Here is a 17,961-nt window from a genome sequence, read left to right on the forward strand (position 1 = left end):
CCCGCTTCCCCTCCCTTAGCAAGGAGGGGAGCCCGGCCCGCTAGGCCCTTCGCTCGGCGATCAGCCGGTCGATGTCGCGCTCCAGCACGGTCAGCGGGCGCGGGCCGCCGCCGACCGTGACGTCGTTGAAGACCTTGAGGTCGAAGCGTTGGCCGAGCGCCGCCCTGGCGCGGTCGCGCTGGCGATTGATCTCGGTGTGGCCGACCTTGTAGCCGCAGGCCTGGCCGGGCCAGACGGCATAGCGGTCGATCTCGCTCGCGACGCTGTCGACGGTGCCGCCGGTCGCCTCTGCGAACCAGGTCAGGGCGCGGTCGCGGGTCCACCGCTTCGAGTGGATGCCGGTATCGACCACCAGTCGCGCGGCGCGGAAGGCCATCGACTGGAGATAGCCGAGCCGCCCTTCGGGATTGTCGTCATAGACGCCGAGCTCGCCGGCAAGCTGCTCGGCATAAAGGCCCCAGCCTTCGCCGAAGGCGCTGAAGCCGCCGCGGGTGACGGTGCGGATCAGCGGCAGCTTCAACACATATTCGCCCTGCCAGACATGGCCGGGGATCGCCTCGTGATAGGTGAGGCTGGGCAGGTCGATGCGGCTGTGCATGTCGGGGCTGCGCAGGTTGATCCAGAAGCGGCCGGGGATGGTGCCGTCGATCGAGCCGGCGCCGCCATAGGCGCCGGGCGCGCCGAGCTCCTCGGCCGGCGCAATGCGGCGGACCTCGACATTGCCTTTGACCAGCGTCGCGAAAGCCTGGGGCAGGCGAGGCCGGAGCTCGGTGAGCTGCGCCTCAATGAAGGCCATGATCTCGGAGCGTCCCTTGTCGCCTTCGGGGAAGGCGTAGCGCGGGTCCTTCAGCATCGCGCGGTAGCGTTCGCTGACCGTGCCGCTGGTGAAACCGAGCTTGCGCATCAGCGCGTCCATCTCGGCCGTGTAGCTCTTGAGCTCGTCGAGGCCCTGGCTGTGGATCTCGTCGGGAGTCCGGCGGGTGGTCGTCGCTGCGCGCAACGCCCAGGCGTAGTAGGCCTCGCCCCGGGGAAGCTTCCACGCACCGAAGTCGGAGGTGGCGCGGCGGCGATGCTCCTCGAGCTCGGCGATCTGGCGGTCGAGCGCGGGCGCGACTTCGCTCGCGGCGATCCGCTCCGCGCGCGCCGCCCAGTCGCCGGGGACCTTGTCGGTGCGCTTGGCGAGCGAGGTGACGATCAGCCAGTCGCCGGGACTGCCCTCGCGCGTCTTGCGTAGCGCGGTCAGCGTCTTGTCCAGAATGATGTCGGGCGCGACCACGTTCTTGCCGCGGTCCGCGCGGAGGCGCCGGGTCTCGCCGTCAAGCTGACGGGCATGTTCGCTCAGCCGCGCGAGATAAGCTTCGGCGTCGGCGGCGGTCTCGACCTTGTGATCCGAGTCGAGGAACTTGGGAACGTCCAGATACGAGCCCATATTCTGGGCGACGACATAGGGCCCATTACGCCAGCCTGCGGTCGCGACGTCGCCATAGCCGAAGGCGAAGCCGTCGCGGGCATTGCGGTAGGTCGTCTGGACGATCTCGATATTGCTCGCGGTGGCGTTGGAGAGGCCCTTGCGTTCGATCCCCTCGAGCCGGCGGAGCGCGGAATCGAGCCAGGCGGCCTCGCGGGCAACACCTTCCGGGGAGCTGTCGGACAGCCGGGACTTGAGCGCAGCGCGGGCGCCGGTGTCGATGCCGAGCGAGGTGGCCGTGGTAGGGGCCAGCCGCAGATGCTCCTCGGCTATCTGGTCGAGCAGGGCGTTCGCTGCGGCATCGCCCGATCCCTGCATCGCGAGGAGCGGGGAGGGAATTGCGCCGGCCAGCCCGATTGCGCCCGCATTGCGGATCAGCGCACGCCGCGTCGTCTTCATCGTTCAGATCTCCGATTGCACATGTTCTAGGAGGAGGGGTTGGGCAGCGCCTCGGTCGGCGTGACGATCAGGCAGGAGCCCTGCGCGCCGGTGATCCTGACCCGGGCACCGGTGGGCGCGTCCGGGCCGCGCGCCGACCATACGCCGTCACCCACTTTCACTCTGCCGCGGCCATGCTCGATATCCTCCACCACGACCACAATCTCGCCGACGAGCCGCGCCGCGCGGTCGTTCAGCAGCGGGTCGCTGCTCTCGACTGCATTGCCGTAGAAGCGGCGGCCGAAGAAGACGCTGGCGACGGAGAAGAGCCCGAACAGCACGAACTGCACGGTGAGCGGGATGCCGAGCAGGAGAGCGGCCACCCCGGTCAGCGCCGCTGCCGCCGCGATCCAGATCAGGAAGGCGCCCGGCACGACCAGTTCGGCGATCGCCAGCACGATCGCCGCCGACAGCCACCACCAATGCGTGTCCATCATTCGCGCGAGCCCTCGAACGGCCCGCGCCGGACCTGCGGAACCGTAGGTGCCTTTGCGACCGCGGGCGCGCCGCCGAACGCGTCGCGCGCCAGTTCGCCGATGCCGCCCAAGGTGCCGATCAGATTGGTCGCCTCAACGGGGAACAGGATTGTCTTGGCATTGGGCGAGTTCGCGAACTGGCCCACCGCCTCAACATATTTCTGGGCGATGAAATAGTTGATCGCCTGCGCGTTGCCGCCGGCGATGGCGTCGGAGACCATCTGCGTCGCCTTGGCCTCGGCTTCGGCCTCGCGCTCGCGGGCCTCGGCGTCGCGGAATGCGGCCTCGCGTCGGCCCTCCGCTTCCAGGATCTGGCTCTGCTTCTGACCCTCGGCGCGGAGGATCTCGGACGCGCGGCTGCCCTCGGCTTCGAGGATCACGGCGCGCTTCTCGCGCTCCGCCTTCATCTGCCGGCCCATGGCGTTGACGATGTCCGCGGGCGGGCGGATGTCCTTGATCTCGACGCGGGTGATCTTGATGCCCCACGCCTCCGTCGCCTGGTCGACAACCGACAGGAGGCGGGCATTGATCTCGTCGCGCTTGGACAGGGTCTCGTCGAGGTCCATCGAGCCCATCACGGTACGCAAGTTGGTGGTGGTGAGCTGCATGATCGCCACATAGAGGTCGGAGACCTCATAGGCCGCCTTGGCCGCGTCCAGCACCTGGAAGAAGACCACACCGTCGGTCGAGACCATGGCGTTGTCCTTGGTGATGATCTCCTGCCCGGGGATGTCGAGCACCTGCTCCATCATGTTCACCTTGCGCCCGACGCGGTAGAAGAAGGCCGGGTAGAAGTTGAAGCCGGGTCGCGCGATGGTGGTGAAGCGGCCGAAATATTCGATCGTATAATGATAGCCTTGGCTGACGATCTTCACGCTGGCGAAGAGGAAGAGGAGCACCATCAGGGCCAGTGAGCCGAACACCGTTTCGATCATCGCCGCACGCCTCCCACCGCTTCGATGGGTATGATGTAGACAAAAGGTGCCTCTTCCAAGCAGAATCCCGCGCATGGCCCATGACCTCCGCCTCTGCCGCACGATCCTGTTCCTCCCCGCGTCAAATCCGCGCGCAATCGAGAAGGCGCGGGCGCTCCGCGCGGACATGATCGTGCTCGACCTCGAGGATGCGGTGAAGCCGGAGGACAAGGCCGAGGCCCTCGAGGCGGCAGTCGCGGCGGTACGGGAGGGCTTTGGCGGCCGCCCCGTCGCGATCCGCGTCAACATGCAGGGCAGCCGCTGGTACGGCGAGGACGTGGTCGCGCTGCGCCACAGCGGCGTCGATTTCGCGATCCTGCCTAAGGCAGAGACGGCGAGGCAGGTGCATGATCTCGCGGTGCTGGTCGAGGTGCCGGTGCTGGCAATGATCGAGACGGCGCGCGGGGTGCTTGCCGCCCCATCGATTGCCCTTGGCACGAGCGCGCTGATCGCCGGCACCAACGATCTCTCTGCCGATCTCGCCATTCCGGCGGGCGGAGGGCGTGCCGGGCTCATGCACAGCCTGCAGACGGTGGTGCTCGCCGCCCGGGCGGCGGGGATCGCCGCTTTCGACGGGGTCTACAACAAGCTCGAGGACGACGAGGGCCTGGCCGAACAATGCCGCGAGGGCAGGGCCTTCGGCTTCGACGGCAAGTCGCTGATCCATCCGAGCCAGATCGAGACCACCAACCGCATCTTCGGCCCCTCCGAGGAAGAGGTTCAGGCGGCCGAGCGGCTGATCGCCGCGGCGACCGGCGGCGCCGAGCGTTTCGAGGGCCGGATGATCGAATCCATGCATGTCGATCAGGCCCGCGCGTTGCTGGCGAGGGCGCGCCGCTAATCCCTTGCCGGGGCGCCGCGGCCGCTTTAAGCGCGCTCATGCGTCACATCCTGTTGCTGGCCGCCGCGCCTTTCCTTCTCGCCTCTCCCTCGCAGGCCCACGCCGCGCCCAAGGGGCCGACCGTCACGCCGGAGGCGATGATGCGGCACATCGAGGTGCTCGCCAGCGACGCATATGAAGGCCGCAAGCCGGGCACGGCCGGCGAGACGAAGACGCTTCAATATCTGGCGACGCAGCTTGCCGCTCTCGGTCTTGAAGGCGGGGCCGCGAACGGCGGCTGGTATCAGCCTGTGCCGCTGGTCGAGCGGCGACCCTTCGCGCACCGTGCCCTCTGGACGGTAAATGGTGCCGCCGCCGATATGGGCGAGGACAGCCTGATCCTGGTCGGCAAGGACGCGGTGGAGACGGTGGCGGACGCCCCGGTATGGTTCGTCGGGCATGGCAATGCGCCAGAAATAGACGGCGCAAACCTGAACGGCGGCATTGCGCTCATGCTCTATGACGCGCCGAAGGGTTCCCCAAGCGCAAGCGAGCGCGCATCCGCCGTTCGCGCTGCCGGTGCCGCTGCCGTCATCACCGTGTTTCCAGAGGTGGTGCCCTGGTCGGCAGTGACGACATTGCTCAACGCCGGAAGCACGAGCCTGCAGAGCAAGCAGGTGCCCGAGGTTGAGGGTGCGATGCCGTTTGCGGCCGCGGCGCGGCTGGCGGGGCAGGAACTGCTGGGGCGCGCCAAGAGCGAAGGTTTCCGTGCGGCGCCTACGCAGGCGCGGGGAACGCTCGACGTGTCGACCCATGTCTGGGCCTATGAGACACACAATGTGATCGGCCGCCTGCGCGGCAAGGGCAGCAGAGGCGAGAGCATCCTCTATCTCGCCCATTGGGACCATCTCGGCATTTGCGGGGCGGAGGATGCCGAGGACCGCATCTGCAACGGAGTGGTCGACAATGCGAGCGGCCTCGCGATGATGATCGAGATCGCCCGCCATCTCGCCCGCGGCGAACGCGCGTCGCGCGACATCCTGTTCATGGGCACGACCGCCGAGGAGATGGGTCTGATCGGCGCGGAATATTTCGGTGCGCACCCGACCGTCCCGCTCCAGTCGATCGTCGCTGCGATCAACATCGACACGGTCGCGATCGCCGGCCGCGGTGAACCCGTCGCGATCGTCGGCCGCGGCACCACGCCGCTGGACCCTCTCGTGGACGCCACCGCTCGCGAGCTCGGCCGCGCCGTCGACACAGACACGGAGGCGAATGCATTCGTCCAGCGGCAGGATGGCTGGGAGCTGACCAAGGCCGGAATTCCAACGGTGATGGTTGGCGGCTCCTTCGCCAACATGGGCAAGCTCCAGGCCTTCCTTGGCGGGGCTTATCACAAGGCCGATGACGACCTCGACCGGCCGATCGAGTTGGGCGGCGCGGCGGAGGATACGGACCTCCTGATCGCCCTCGGCCGCAAGCTTGCGGATCCGAAGCGTTATCGGCCGCAACGCCGCTAGCCGCCGCCGCAGCCCATCTCTAGAAGCGCCCAAAGCTCAAGCGAGTCAGCCCCATGGACATCACTCTCGGCCTCACCTTCGACGACGTGCTGCTGAAGCCCGGCGAATCGGACGTGCTCCCGAGTGCCGCCGACACCCGCACCTCCGTGACCAGGGAGATCGGCCTCAACATCCCGATCCTCTCCTCGGCGATGGACACGGTGACCGAGGCGGACATGGCGATCGTGATGGCGCAGCTGGGCGGGATCGGCGTGCTTCACCGCAACCTCTCCGTCGAGGAGCAGGCGGCGGCGGTGCGGGCGGTGAAGCGCTTCGAGAGCGGCATGGTCGTGAACCCGATCACGATGACCGCCGAGCAGACACTGGCCGATGCGCTGGAGCTGATGGCCAAGCATCGCATCTCCGGAATACCGGTGACCAATGGCGGCGGCAGGCTGGTCGGCATCCTGACCAACCGCGACGTCCGCTTCGCCGAGAACCCGCGCCAGCCGGTTTCTGAGCTGATGACGAGCGAGAATCTCGTCACCGTCGGGCCGGGCGTCACCCAGGAGGAGGCTAAGCGCCAGCTCCACCAGAGGCGGATTGAGAAGCTGCTGGTCGTCGACGAGAACCAGCGCTGCATCGGCCTCATCACCGTCAAGGATATAGAGAAGGCGGTGACCTATCCCAACGCGACCAAGGACGGCTCCGGCCGCCTGCGCGTGGCCGCGGCGACCACGGTCGGGGACAAGGGCTTTGAGCGCAGCGAGGCGCTGATCGACGCCGAATGCGACCTGATCGTGATCGACACCGCGCACGGCCACAACAAGGACGTCGCTGCGGCGGTAGAGCGGATCAAACGGATTTCAAACCGCGTCCAAATCGTCGCGGGCAACGTCGCCACGGCCGAGGCGACCAAGGCGCTGATCGGCGCAGGTGCCGACGCGGTGAAGGTCGGCATCGGTCCGGGATCGATCTGCACCACGCGCGTCGTGGCGGGCGTCGGCGTGCCGCAGCTTACGGCGATCCTCGACTCGGCGGGCGAGGCCAGCAAGAGCGGCACGCCCGTCATTGCAGACGGCGGCCTGCGCACCAGCGGCGACGTCGCCAAGGCGCTCGCTGCGGGCGCCTCCACTGTGATGATCGGATCGCTGCTCGCCGGCACCGAGGAGGCACCGGGCGAGACCTTCCTGTACCAGGGCCGCGCGTACAAGAGCTATCGCGGCATGGGCTCGGTCGGCGCGATGGCGCGCGGCTCGGCCGACCGCTATTTCCAGCAGGACATCAAGGACCAGCTGAAGCTCGTGCCCGAGGGCATCGAGGGGCAGGTCCCGTACAAGGGGCATGCCAAGGACGTGATCCACCAGCTGGTCGGCGGAGTGAAGGCGGCGATGGGCTATACCGGCTCGAGGACGCTGGAGGACCTGCGGCAACGTGCGCAGTTCGTGCGGATTACCGGGGCGGGCCTGCGGGAAAGCCACGTCCATGACGTCGCGATCACCCGCGAAGCGCCCAATTATCCGACTCGCTAAGTGACGCCCGCCGCTCGCGCGCAGGCGGCGATCGAGCTGCTCGACGACATCATCGAGGCGGCCCGTTCCGGCGGGGCGGCGGCGGATACGCTGATCGCACGCTACTTCAAAACACGCCGCTATGCCGGCTCGAAGGACCGGCGGGCGGTGCGGGAGCTGGTCTATCGCGCCATCCGGCGGACCGGGGATCGGCCGCCGTCGGGGCGGGCGGCTCTTCTTGGCCTGGCGGCGGACGATCCGGAGCTACTCGCCCTGTTCGACGGCTCGCCGCACGGGCCAGCGCCCAAGGGGGCGGATGAACCGGCCGCCGAGGCTTGCGCAGTGCCGGCTTGGCTGGCGGAACGCTTCGATCCTCTGCTGGATACCGTGGAGTTCGATGCGCTGCTCGAGCGGGCGCCGCTCGATCTCCGGGTCAACCGCATCAAGGGAAATGTCGCGGAGGCACAGGCACAGCTTGCGGATGCGCAGCGGACGCCACTCTCTCCGATCGGACTGCGGCTGCCGGAGGGGTTTCGCGTCGAGGAGACGCAGGCCTGGCAATCCGGCCTGGTCGAGATCCAGGACGAGGGCAGTCAATTGCTGGCGGTGGCCGGTGGCGCCGCGCCGGACATGCATGTTATCGACCTCTGCGCAGGTGCGGGCGGGAAGACGCTCGCGCTGGCCGCCGAGATGGCGAACCGGGGCCGTATCCTCGCCTGCGATACGGATCGGGCGCGGCTGTCCCGAATCGGGCCGCGGCTGGAGCGGGCAGGGGTTTCGATCGTCGAGACGCAGTTGCTCAATCCCGGAGCCGAGATCGAGGCGCTGGAGGCGTTTCGCGGGCGTGCCGATCTGGTGCTGGTGGACGCGCCCTGCTCGGGGACCGGCACGTGGCGGCGCAACCCTGAGACACGCTGGCGGCTGACCTCAGAGCGGCTGGCGCGACTGGTTGCGCTCCAGGCCCATCTCCTTGAGGTCGCTGCTTTACTCGTGCGGCCGGGCGGGCATCTGGTCTATGCCGTTTGCTCGCTGCTGGAGGAGGAGGGGCGGGGCCAGGCCGAAGCATTCGGCCGGCGCCGTTCAGCTTTCATATTGCAGCCCTTGTCTATGACGGGTGGACGGCCGGCCGGAAGCGGACATATCCTCACTCCCGCCCATGACGGCACGGACGGCTTTTTCGTCGCGGCGTGGCAGGCGCCATGCTAAGCTTCGTCGCGACAGATTATGGAGATCTTGATGCGCCTTACGCCCATTGCTCTTTCGGTGGCGCTTGCGCTTGCGACGATGGCGACGGCCGGCCACGGCCAGCGGCCCGATGACCAGATCGACGCCCGCTCGATCGCGCTGCTTCAGCAGGGCCAGGCGCTCACCGCGGCCGGACAGTACAATGAAGCGATCGACTCGCTGGAAACGGCGCTCGCCGTCGATCCGCGCAACCGCGCCGCTTACGTCGCGCTGGCGCGAGTCGCGCAGGCGCAGAAGCTTCCCGGCAAGGCAACCGGCCTTTACGCCGAGGCGCTGAAGCTGGAGCCGAACGATGTCGGCGCGCTCGCGGGCCAGGGTGAGGCTTTGGTTCAGCGCGGCGCCGTCGAACGGGCCAAGCGCAATCTCGAGCGGATCAAGTCGCTCTGCAAGGAGCCGTGCCCGCACGCGACGACGCTCGCTGCCGTGATCGCCAAGGGTCCGCCGCCCGAGGTCGTCACCGCTCGCGCCACGACCCCGCCGGCGGCGGCCAAGAACTAAGCGCTCAACTCCCTCGCGATCCGGACGAACTCGTCGACGCTGAGCGTTTCGGCCCGGCGCTCGGCGTCGATCCCGAGCCTTTCCAGCGCATCGAGGGCTCCGGCGAGGGACTGCAGGCTGCGCCGCAGCATCTTGCGGCGCTGACCGAAAGCAGCCGCGGTCAGCGCTTCCAGCGTGGCCGCGCGTACGCCGGGAGGCGCTTCCCGCGGCACGATGTGGATGACTGCCGACATCACCTTGGGCGGCGGCACGAAAGCCGAGCGGTGGACCTTCATCGCCAGCTTCGCCTCGCTCCGCCACTGGGCGAGGACCGCCAGCCGTCCGTAAGCCGAGCCGCCCGGCTTCGCGACGATGCGCTCGGCCACTTCTTGCTGGAACATCAGTGTCAGCGATGACCACCAGGGGGGCCAGGCCTCACCACCGAGCCAGCGGACGAGCAGGGCCGTGCCGACATTATACGGCAGGTTAGCGACGATATGGGCGCCTCGGCCGGCGACCGCCTCCTCGTCGACTGCCATGGCGTCGCCCTCGACTACCGAGAGCCGACCCTCAGAGGCTTCGTCGAGTTCGGCGAGGGCGGGGAGACAGCGGCGATCCCGCTCGACGGCGACGACATCGGCGCCGGCCCGCAGCAAGGCACGAGTCAGGCCACCGGGGCCGGGACCTACTTCATATGCCCTTGCCCCGCGGAGGTCGCCGGGAATGCGCGCGATACGGTCGAGCAGTTGTTCGTCGAGGAGGAAATTCTGCCCGAGCGCCTTGGAGGCGCTCAGCCCATGCCTGGCAATCACCTCGCGAAGAGGCGGCAAATCCTTCATTCTAGGCTGCGGCGAGGCGTGCGGCGGAGGCGTGCGCGATCTTCAGCGCCGCGATCATCGCGCCCGGATTTGCCCGGTCCTTGCCGGCGATGTTGAAGGCGGTGCCATGGTCGGGAGACGTCCTGACGATCGGTAGCCCCAGAGTCATGTTGACGCCCTCGTCGAAATAGAGGGTCTTCAGCGGCACCAGCGCCTGATCGTGATACATGCAGAGCGCCGCGTCGTAATTGGCGCGGGCGCGCTGGTGGAACATGGTGTCCGCCGGGAGCGGACCGGTGACGTCGAAGCCGTCGGCCCGCAGTCGTTCGATCGCCGGCGCGATCACCTCGACATCCTCGCGGCCGAGCGCTCCCTCTTCGCCGGCATGGGGATTGAGGCCGGCGACGGCGATCCGAGGCTGCGCGATACCGAACTGGCGCTGAAGGCCCCTGATCGTCGCGCGGGCCTTGCTGATGATGAGCTCGGGCGTCAGCAGGTCCGGCACTTCGCGGAGCGGCGCGTGAACGGTCACCGGAACCGTCCGCAGGTCTGGCCCGACCAGCATCATCGCCACGCAATCGCGGGCGACCCCGCAGCGCTCGGCGACGAACTCGGTCTGGCCCGGATGGGAAAAGCCGATCGCGTAGAGCTGCGACTTGGAAACCGGGCCGGTCACCAGACCCGATGCGGCGCCACCGCGGGTGAGGCCGACGGCCATTTCCAGCGAATCGAGCGTGGCGCGGGCCCCGTCGAAGTCGGGGCTGCCGGGCGTGATCGCGTGCCCGCCCCCGACGCGGATGACTGGCAAGGCGTGAGCGAACACCTCCAGCGCTTCAGCGGGATCGGCGATCGCGCGGACCGGCCCCTTCCAGACCGCCTCGATGGCGTCGCAATCGCCGACTGCGAAGAAAGGCGGCAGATCCACCGCCTCGCGCCGTTCCCAGCCCTTCGCGACGATCTCGGGACCGACCCCCGCCGGATCGCCGAGCGCGACCGCGAGAGGTGCGGGCACGCTCATCTCAGCGATAGTCGACCACCGCATCGCGGCGCAGGTCGCGCAGGTAGCGCTGGGCGCGGCGATTGACGCGCTCTTCCTCCAGCCGGGCATAAACCTGCTCGAAGGAGGGGCCGCCGCTGACCTCCGGGTCGTCTCGGCCGCACAGCACGAGCACGCGGACGCCGTCCTGGACCGTGCCGAACGGCGTCGTCGCCTGGCCGATATTCAGCTTGAGCAGCATATCCTGGAGCGCCGGCGGAAGATCGCGGACCTTGGTGGTGTCGCTCGTCACGACCTCCGCGCCGATGCGGGCTGCCGCTTCCTCGGCGCGGCCGCAGCCGCCCATCGTCTGCGCGGTCTGGGCGAGCTCGACGACCTTCGGCTCCATCTGCTCGCGGGTCGCGCCCTTAGGGAAAGTCACCGACATCTGCTTGAGGCTCAGCACCGCATCGCGCGGATCGGCGGTCAGCACCTGCCGCGTGTCCTGCACCGCGACGATGGAGAACCCGCCGGGGATCGCGATCGGATCGCTGACTTGGCCGACGCGGAGCACGCGGGCGGCTTCGGCAAGCGGCTCGGGGAGCTGCTCGGCACGGACCCAGCCGAGATCGCCGCCGACCGCGGCCGTCGAGGCCTCGGAGAACTGCCGGGCATAAGCGAGGAACGAGGCACCCTGCCGGACCTGGTCGACAATGCGCTGCGCGTTGGCGCGCGTCTCGGCCGCGGTCTCTGGCGTCGCGGCGAGGAAGATCTCGCCGATGCGATATTCCTGCGCGCCCTTGGCCGCGTTGAGCCGCTCGATGACCGATCTCACCTCTTCGTCGCCGACCGCGACGAACGGCTCGATCTCTCGGTTCAGCAGGCGGTTCCAAGCGATCTCGCCATGGATCTGCCGCTTGATCGAGGTCTCGGACGAGCCCTGCGAGCGCAGATAGGCGGTGAAGTCCTTGGTCGAGCGGTTGAAGTTCTTGGCATATTGCTCGAAATAATTGTCGATCTCGCGGGGCTCGACCTTGATCTCGCTGGCCGCCGCCGCCTGGATCTGCAGCGATTCGTCGACCAGGTTGCGCAGGACCTGCGCGCGCAGGCGCGGCAGCTCGTCGGCGGGAATCTGGCCGCCATTGGCGATCATGATCAGGGCAAGGCGATGATCGACGTCCGTGGCGGTGATGACGTCGCCGTTGACGATCGCGGTCGCCTTGCGGACCGAGGGATCGTTGGTGCCGAAGAACTGGACGTTGCCACCCGGTATGTTGAGCGGATTCGTCGGCGCGTTGCCCCCGGTCTGGGCGACCGCCGCGGCTGCGAACGCGCCGCCAAGCACAAGAGCCACCCTGCCAAAAGTGCCGAGCTTCATCATTCCTCCAATAAAAGCAGTCGCCTAGTCTGGCGAAAATTTGCTGAACCTGAGCTTAGCGGCCTTTGCGCGAAAGTGGCACCGCTTTTTGCGTTTCGATGCGCGAGATCAGACGCCGCGGCCGAGATTCTTGAGCGACACCCGGAACAGGAATGTGTTGCCACGCCGGAAATCGCCGGTGCTCTCATAATCCCGGCGCCAGGTGACGCCGATCTCGATGCAGTCGTCATCATAGCCGAAGCCGAGACGATGGCGGACCGGCTCGAAGCCATCGGCATCCGATAGCGGGTCCTCCTCCGCATTGGTGAGGTCGAGCACCGTCGAACCGAAGATCGACCAGTAACGGGCGAAGCGGACACGTCCGCCGAGCCTCAACTCCTCGCGGTCGCGCAGATCCTCGATCGCGGGGTCGATGTCGCGGTTGAGGCGGAGATAGCCGATCGTCGCATAGGTCTGGCGGCCGCCGAACACCGCATCGACTTCGTTGCGCCTTACCGCCGCATTGTCCTTGTCGAGGCGGAAGCGGTGGACGAAGTTGAGCCGGCGGCCGAACTTCACAGTCGTGCGCCCGACGATGTCGGAGAATTGCTCCGAAAGGCCCGTGCCGGGGGGCAGGATGCTCGGCTTGTCGTCGAGGCGGTAGCTCTGGCCGATCGTGCTGCGGATGGCGACCTGCGGCAGATCGAGCGCCCAGTCGAGGCCGTAGGTGATGCGCGAGCCGTCTTCCCAGCGATCGTAGCCGGGAAAGCGGTTGAGCGCGAACAGATTGCTGTCCTCAAGATCGACCGCGCGCGCATCCTCGTTGGGGATGTTGAGATTCTTGGTCGGCGGCGTCGCGACCAGCTGGACCCGCGGCGTCAGGCGCTGGGTGCCGCCCATGAACGGCCCGATCAGCGGCCAGCGCGCCTCGGCGGCAAGGGCGCCGATCGCACGGGCGCTCCAGCCTTCCTCGCCGCGATAGGCGAGGATCGGCGCCAGCTCGGTCTGGCCGGTATGGTAGACGTCGGCGCGCGCGTAGCCGGTGAACAGCAGCTCCTGTCCCATGGACGTGATCGCCCGCCGCTCCCACCGCGCCGCCCCGAAGGCGCGCTGCGTGTCCTGGCCGTCCGTGCGCAGGATGGCGAGGCTGTTCGCCTGAAGTTCGATCCGGCCATTGAGGACTGGATCGGTCAGGCGCCAGCGCGCGTCGATCGCCGGCAGCACGATCGGCTGCTGGCCGTTATCGTCGGTGATGCGCAGTCCCTGGAACGCCCAACCGGCGATCGAGATATAACTGTCGTCGCTGATCCGCTCCGCATTGACGACCGAGCGCAGGCGATCGTCGCGCGAGATGTCGTAACGCCTGAGGAAGGTGCGGTCCGTGACGTAGCGGGCCGAGCCGGTGACGCTCCACAGGGGGTCGAGCTGGAACCGGCCGTTCGCCTCGAAATAGGCGCGGATGCCCCGATCGCGGCCGGTGGCGCTGACCGCCGATCCGACGGGCACACGCGAGCCATGGGTGACGAAGGCCCCGACCTGATAGGCGCCGAGCCCCGTCAGCGCCCGATATTGCCCCTCCAGCATCGGCAGCACGTCGGAATAAACGTGCGGCGTGATGGTGGCGTCGCGGTTGGGCGCCAGCTTGAAATAATAAGGCAGGCTGAGCTCGAGCCCGTTGCGGCGGCTGAAGCGCACGTCTGGAACGAGGATGCCGGAGCCGCCGCCCTCACTGCCGTCCGGGTGAGACAGGCCGGGGAGGGCGATGATCGGCGTTCCGAACAGGCTGAGGCTGGCGCCTTCGTAGCGGATGCGGTTGCGGACCGGGTCGTGGACGACCTTGACCGCCGTGATCTTCCAGGTCGGATCCTTGGGACAGCCATGTTCGTCCACCACCGCGCAGGGTGAATAGGCCGCGCGATAAAGGGTTGAGTAGCCGTTCTGCCGCTCGCCGCGATCCGCCGCGAGACGGCCGCCATCCTCCAGCACGAGCAAGAGATTGTCGACCACGCCGTCGCGCAGCGTGTCGGTGAGGACGATGCTGTCGCCATAGGCGGCATCGCCCTGCGGGTTGACGATACGGACATTGCCCTCAGCCCGGACCTCGCCACTATCTCGGTTCCAGATCAGCCGGTCTGCGCGCAGATTGTTGCCTTCGCTCGTCATCTGCACGTTGCCGGAGACGGTGACGATCTCCGCTTCCGTGTCATAGGTGAGCTGATCGGCGGTGAAGCTGACGCGGCGCTCCTCCCCGTCGGCGGCGGGAGGCGAGGGACTCTCCTGCGCCGACGCCACCGCGGGGGCGAAGAGCAGCAGCGGCAACGCCGTCAGGATCGAATGAAGGCTCTTCACAACTTCCGCAGCTTGCCCCGCCGCACATACTCGCGACAAGCAGGCCTATCGCATTGCCCATCTTTCGCTGCAATGGCCGACGCTGTCTTTGCAGCGAGCCTACCTTTGCCTATCAGGCGCCGAACCCGCCCTGCCAGGAGATTACTTCCGTGAAAGTCAGTTTTGCCGATACCCGCCCGAGCGGCTCCTATGCGCTGGCGATCCCCGTCTGGGGCGAGGACATGCTGTCCGACCGGCTGAGCGGCCTCGACGAAGCGGCGCGCACGCTGGCCGCCCGTTCGGCCGAGGCGCAGCGCTTCGAGCGGGAGCCGGCTGCGATCGCCGAGACCTTCGTGACCGAAGGCAGCAGCGCGCGACGCCTGCTGATGGTCGGCCTTGGCGGCAAGCGCGACGACGATGCGCTTTACGAAAAGGTGGGCGGCGCACTGGCGGCGAAGCTGCTCATCTCGGGTGAGACGCGCCTGGTAGTGGACCTCAGCGGCCTCGGCCTCGGTGCGGAAGAAGCGGCCAAGATCGGCTACGGCGCCGCAGCGCGCAGCTGGCGCTACGACATCTACCGCACCAAGCTGGCGAAGAAGCAGAAGCCGACGCTCGAGGAGGTCGTGATCGTCGGCGCAGGCGGCGAGAACGGTGCCTGGCAGCACAGCGCGGCCTTGCTCGAAGGCCTGTCGCTCACGCGCGAACTGGTCACCGAGCCGGCCAACATCATCTACCCCGAAAGCTTCGTCGAGCGAGTGCGGGGGCAACTCGAGCCGCTTGGCGCCGAGATCCAGGTGCTGGACGAGAAGCAGATGGCGGAGCTCGGGATGGGCGCATTGCTTGGCGTCGGCCAGGGTTCCGTCCGTCCGCCGCGCCTCCTCGCCATCCGCTGGAACGGGGCAGGGGACGCCAACAAGAAGCCGGTCGTATTCGTCGGCAAGGGCATCACCTTCGATACCGGCGGCATCTCGATCAAGCCCGCCGCCGGCATGGAGGCGATGAAGTGGGACATGGGCGGCGCCGGCGCCGTCGCGGGCGCGATGAAGACGATCGCCACCCGTAAGGCGAAGGCGAACGTCGTCGGAATCTGCGTGCTCGCTGAGAACATGCCGGACGGCAATGCCCAGCGTCCCGGCGACGTCGTCACCTCCATGTCCGGTCAGACCATCGAGGTGATCAATACCGATGCCGAAGGCCGTCTCGTGCTCGCCGACGCGATGACCTGGGCGCAGCGCACCTACAAGCCGGAGATCATGGTCGATCTCGCCACGCTCACCGGCGCGATCATCATCTCGCTGGGCTATGAATATGCCGGCCTCTTCTCGAACGACGACGGGTTGGCCGACAAGCTTTCAAAGGCGGGCCAGGCCGCGGGCGACAAATTGTGGCGCTTCCCGCTCGGCGAGGCCTACGACAAGCAGATGGACAGCCCGATCGCCGACATGAAGAATGCCGGCCCGCGCGAGGGCGGCTCGATCATGGCCGCGACCTTCCTCCAGCGCTTTGTCGAGGAGGGGGTGAAATGGGCCCATCTCGACATCGCCGGCACTGTCTGGGCGAACAAGCCCGGCTCGCTCTACGACAAGGGCGCGACCGGCTATGGCGTGGCGCTGCTGGACCGCTTCGTCAGCGACAATTTCGAGGCGTGACACCCAGTACGTGCTGGTCGACTTCTACCATCTCGCGCAATCGCCGCTGGAGCGGGTGCTACCTTCCATTTGCGAGAAGGTGCTGGCGAGCGGGGAGCGCCTCCTCGTAGTGGCCGGTCCCGACCTGCTGCCGCAGCTCGACAATCTGCTGTGGACCTATGCGGAGGAGGCGTTCCTGCCGCATGGCCGCAGCGACGCGCCAGCGCCCGAGCAGCAGCCGATCCTTCTCTCGCCCGAGATCGAGCCGCGCAACGAGGCCACCAATATCGCGCTCGCGGACGGGGAATGGCGCGAGGAAGCGCTTTCCTTCGCACGCACCTTCTACTTCTTCGACAATGCTCATCTCGACACGGCCCGCGGCGCATGGCGTGCGCTCAAGTCGAAGCCGGGTGCGGAGCCGCGCTACTGGAAGCAGGACGAGCGCGGGAAATGGGTTCAGGGGCCCTGACGAATGGCAAACCCCGCGCACGACGTGCGCGGGGCGCCATCTGCATCAGAACCTGGATTTAGCGGGAACGGCCCCGCTCATAGGTCTGTGTGCAATTGTCGGTGACGGTGGCGCTGCAGGCCGGATAGGAATCCGAACTGTCCGCGGCCTCGCCGGTGGCGGGGTCGACAAGCGGGCCGCCGACGGCGCTGCCGGTCACGCCGTTCCAACCGGCCGGAACCATGGCGGCAGCGGAGATGACGGCGATACCGCGCGCATCTTCTTCGGGATTGGCGTTGCTCGGCTGGACGATCTGGCCGCTCGCCGGCGTCATGTTCGTTGCCATCGTCGTGGTGGACTGATTGCTCATGTCCATCGTCGTGGACGAATGGGTGCTCATGTCGTGGGTGGTCTGGGCACTTGTATCCACGTCGGTGGACATGTCGGTCTGAACCGTGGTGTCAGCCTCGACGCTTGTGTCGACGGCGGTGGTGCCGGTGTCGCTCGGCATCGTGTCGTCGGTGGGGGTGGTCTGGGCGATCGCGGCGCCGCTCATCAAGAGGGCGATGGCCAAGGCAGTTGCTCTCATCACATTCACTCCTAGCTGCTTTGCTGTCAGGCCGCGGACGCACGCCTCGTGGCGGCGGCTCGGGCGGCTGGCTGAGGGTGAAACGCCCGAGCGACCGGTTGGTCCGCATCGTGCGACTGTCTTTCGGCGTGGATCAGACGAGGCGTGACCGGCACGGGCCGACTTGCAGACCTCTTGTCGGTAAGCGGGCGGAGAGCCCGGCGAACTTACTTCCGCTTCTTGCGATAGTGGTCCGCGGCCATGGCGGCGCCTAGGATGAACCCGCCCGGCGCCAGCAGGATCAGGGCCGCCAGACTGACTTTGCCGAGGAGGTCGTTGCGCATGACGACTCTCATACCCGCTGATTGTGAACGCCCGGTTGCGGACGGGGCGGCACGAGGGCCGTCCACTTGCCCTCCGTCCGCACCCCGCCTAGAGAGCGCGCCGAATTCCACCCATCTTACGGAGCACAGGACCGGCCATGGCGACCGAACGCACCTTCTCGATCATCAAGCCCGACGCGACGCGGCGTAATCTCACCGGCGCGGTCACCAAGATGCTCGAGGATGCAGGCCTGCGCGTCGTCGCCTCCAGGCGCATCCACATGACGCGGGAGCAGGCCGAGGGCTTCTATGCGGTCCACAAGGAGCGGCCCTTCTTCAACGACCTCGTCAGCTTCATGATTTCGGGCCCGGTCGTCGTCCAGGTGCTTGAAGGCGAGAATGCAGTGGCGAAGAACCGCGAAGTGATGGGCGCGACCAACCCCGCCAACGCCGACGAAGGCACGATCCGCAAGGTCCATGCGGAATCGATCGAGGCCAATTCGGTCCACGGCTCCGACAGCCCGGAAAATGCGAAGATCGAGATCGACTATTTCTTCAAGCCGGAAGAAATCGTCGGCTAAGCATTCCGTCATCCCGGCGAAGGCCG

At 67.5% G+C, this 17,961-nt stretch carries 16 protein-coding genes; 8 read left to right on the plus strand and 8 right to left on the minus strand.

Going from position 1 to position 17,961, the window contains the following annotated elements; translation table 11 throughout:
• Positions 1-40: 40 nt before the first annotated feature.
• Genes AC5JBD_RS15345 through AC5JBD_RS15355 form a run of 3 tightly spaced genes read right to left on the minus strand, consistent with a single transcriptional unit; the run spans position 41 to position 3,317 of the window.
• Positions 41-1,867, minus strand: a complete 1,827-nt coding sequence (locus AC5JBD_RS15345; RefSeq protein WP_495722678.1) for a DUF885 domain-containing protein — start codon at positions 1,865-1,867, stop codon at positions 41-43.
• Positions 1,868-1,893: 26 nt separating this feature from the next.
• Positions 1,894-2,343: an NfeD family protein gene (locus tag AC5JBD_RS15350; protein ID WP_495722679.1), complete on the minus strand. Its 450-nt coding sequence runs from the start codon at positions 2,341-2,343 to the stop codon at positions 1,894-1,896.
• Positions 2,340-3,317, minus strand: a complete 978-nt coding sequence (locus AC5JBD_RS15355; RefSeq protein WP_495722680.1) for an SPFH domain-containing protein — start codon at positions 3,315-3,317, stop codon at positions 2,340-2,342. The genes AC5JBD_RS15350 and AC5JBD_RS15355 overlap by 4 nt, the downstream gene beginning before the upstream one ends.
• A 73-nt stretch (positions 3,318-3,390) precedes the next feature.
• Here AC5JBD_RS15355 and AC5JBD_RS15360 point away from each other — a divergent pair, with 73 nt between their 5' ends.
• Genes AC5JBD_RS15360 through AC5JBD_RS15380 form a run of 5 tightly spaced genes read left to right on the plus strand, consistent with a single transcriptional unit; the run spans position 3,391 to position 8,929 of the window.
• The gene (locus AC5JBD_RS15360; RefSeq protein WP_495722681.1) at positions 3,391-4,197 is read left to right on the plus strand and encodes an HpcH/HpaI aldolase/citrate lyase family protein; all 807 of its coding nucleotides are present in this window, start codon (positions 3,391-3,393) and stop codon (positions 4,195-4,197) included.
• A 38-nt stretch (positions 4,198-4,235) separates the two neighbouring features.
• On the plus strand, positions 4,236-5,696 hold the full coding sequence (locus tag AC5JBD_RS15365) for a M28 family peptidase (RefSeq protein WP_495722682.1): 1,461 nt from the start codon (positions 4,236-4,238) through the stop codon (positions 5,694-5,696).
• Positions 5,697-5,749: 53 nt separating this feature from the next.
• Positions 5,750-7,207, plus strand: coding sequence for an IMP dehydrogenase (guaB, locus tag AC5JBD_RS15370; RefSeq protein WP_495722683.1), 1,458 nt, complete (start codon positions 5,750-5,752; stop codon positions 7,205-7,207).
• A complete protein-coding gene (locus tag AC5JBD_RS15375; RefSeq protein ID WP_495722684.1) occupies positions 7,208-8,392 on the plus strand; it encodes an RsmB/NOP family class I SAM-dependent RNA methyltransferase in 1,185 nt (394 codons plus the stop codon).
• A gap of 30 nt (positions 8,393-8,422) precedes the next feature.
• Positions 8,423-8,929, plus strand: coding sequence for a tetratricopeptide repeat protein (locus AC5JBD_RS15380; protein ID WP_495722685.1), 507 nt, complete (start codon positions 8,423-8,425; stop codon positions 8,927-8,929).
• Here AC5JBD_RS15380 and rsmA read toward each other — a convergent pair.
• From rsmA to AC5JBD_RS15400, 4 genes are all read right to left on the minus strand, one after another.
• Positions 8,926-9,747 carry a 16S rRNA (adenine(1518)-N(6)/adenine(1519)-N(6))-dimethyltransferase RsmA gene (gene rsmA / locus AC5JBD_RS15385; RefSeq protein WP_495722686.1) on the minus strand — a complete coding sequence of 274 codons (822 nt, stop codon included), beginning with the start codon at positions 9,745-9,747 and terminating at the stop codon, positions 8,926-8,928. The genes AC5JBD_RS15380 and rsmA overlap by 4 nt on opposite strands.
• A 1-nt stretch (position 9,748) precedes the next feature.
• Complete coding sequence (gene pdxA / locus AC5JBD_RS15390) at positions 9,749-10,744, minus strand: 4-hydroxythreonine-4-phosphate dehydrogenase PdxA (protein WP_495722687.1); 996 nt, start codon at positions 10,742-10,744, stop codon at positions 9,749-9,751.
• A 1-nt stretch (position 10,745) separates the two neighbouring features.
• Complete coding sequence (locus AC5JBD_RS15395) at positions 10,746-12,083, minus strand: peptidylprolyl isomerase (protein ID WP_495722688.1); 1,338 nt, start codon at positions 12,081-12,083, stop codon at positions 10,746-10,748.
• A gap of 105 nt (positions 12,084-12,188) precedes the next feature.
• A complete protein-coding gene (locus tag AC5JBD_RS15400; protein WP_495722689.1) occupies positions 12,189-14,408 on the minus strand; it encodes an LPS-assembly protein LptD in 2,220 nt (739 codons plus the stop codon).
• Positions 14,409-14,557: 149 nt separating this feature from the next.
• On the opposite strand from AC5JBD_RS15400, the gene AC5JBD_RS15405 reads away from it, so the two are divergent.
• A complete protein-coding gene (locus tag AC5JBD_RS15405; protein ID WP_495722690.1) occupies positions 14,558-16,036 on the plus strand; it encodes a leucyl aminopeptidase in 1,479 nt (492 codons plus the stop codon).
• A gap of 10 nt (positions 16,037-16,046) precedes the next feature.
• Positions 16,047-16,484, plus strand: a complete 438-nt coding sequence (locus AC5JBD_RS15410; RefSeq protein WP_495722691.1) for a DNA polymerase III subunit chi — start codon at positions 16,047-16,049, stop codon at positions 16,482-16,484.
• 58 nt (positions 16,485-16,542) lie between these two features.
• On the opposite strand, the gene AC5JBD_RS15415 is transcribed toward AC5JBD_RS15410, so the two are convergent.
• Entirely contained in the window at positions 16,543-17,052 is a 510-nt protein-coding gene (locus AC5JBD_RS15415) for a hypothetical protein (RefSeq protein ID WP_495722692.1), read from the minus strand.
• A 460-nt stretch (positions 17,053-17,512) separates the two neighbouring features.
• Here AC5JBD_RS15415 and ndk point away from each other — a divergent pair, with 460 nt between their 5' ends.
• A complete protein-coding gene (gene ndk, locus AC5JBD_RS15420; protein WP_495722693.1) occupies positions 17,513-17,935 on the plus strand; it encodes a nucleoside-diphosphate kinase in 423 nt (140 codons plus the stop codon).
• Positions 17,936-17,961 lie beyond the last annotated feature (26 nt).

This window comes from Allosphingosinicella sp., from assembly GCF_059502505.1.

Bases quoted from the DNA above. Each gene is read 5' to 3' on its own strand.
- AC5JBD_RS15415 (WP_495722692.1), bottom strand. From the start codon at position 17,052: ATGAGAGCAACTGCCTTGGCCATCGCCCTCTTGATGAGCGGCGCCGCG.
- pdxA (WP_495722687.1), bottom strand. From the start codon at position 10,744: ATGAGCGTGCCCGCACCTCTCGCGGTCGCGCTCGGCGATCCGGCGGGG.
- guaB (WP_495722683.1), top strand. From the start codon at position 5,750: ATGGACATCACTCTCGGCCTCACCTTCGACGACGTGCTGCTGAAGCCC.
- AC5JBD_RS15395 (WP_495722688.1), bottom strand. From the start codon at position 12,083: ATGATGAAGCTCGGCACTTTTGGCAGGGTGGCTCTTGTGCTTGGCGGC.
- AC5JBD_RS15355 (WP_495722680.1), bottom strand. From the start codon at position 3,317: ATGATCGAAACGGTGTTCGGCTCACTGGCCCTGATGGTGCTCCTCTTC.
- AC5JBD_RS15350 (WP_495722679.1), bottom strand. From the start codon at position 2,343: ATGATGGACACGCATTGGTGGTGGCTGTCGGCGGCGATCGTGCTGGCG.
- AC5JBD_RS15360 (WP_495722681.1), top strand. From the start codon at position 3,391: ATGGCCCATGACCTCCGCCTCTGCCGCACGATCCTGTTCCTCCCCGCG.
- AC5JBD_RS15380 (WP_495722685.1), top strand. From the start codon at position 8,423: ATGCGCCTTACGCCCATTGCTCTTTCGGTGGCGCTTGCGCTTGCGACG.
- AC5JBD_RS15345 (WP_495722678.1), bottom strand. From the start codon at position 1,867: ATGAAGACGACGCGGCGTGCGCTGATCCGCAATGCGGGCGCAATCGGG.
- AC5JBD_RS15365 (WP_495722682.1), top strand. From the start codon at position 4,236: ATGCGTCACATCCTGTTGCTGGCCGCCGCGCCTTTCCTTCTCGCCTCT.
- rsmA (WP_495722686.1), bottom strand. From the start codon at position 9,747: ATGAAGGATTTGCCGCCTCTTCGCGAGGTGATTGCCAGGCATGGGCTG.
- ndk (WP_495722693.1), top strand. From the start codon at position 17,513: ATGGCGACCGAACGCACCTTCTCGATCATCAAGCCCGACGCGACGCGG.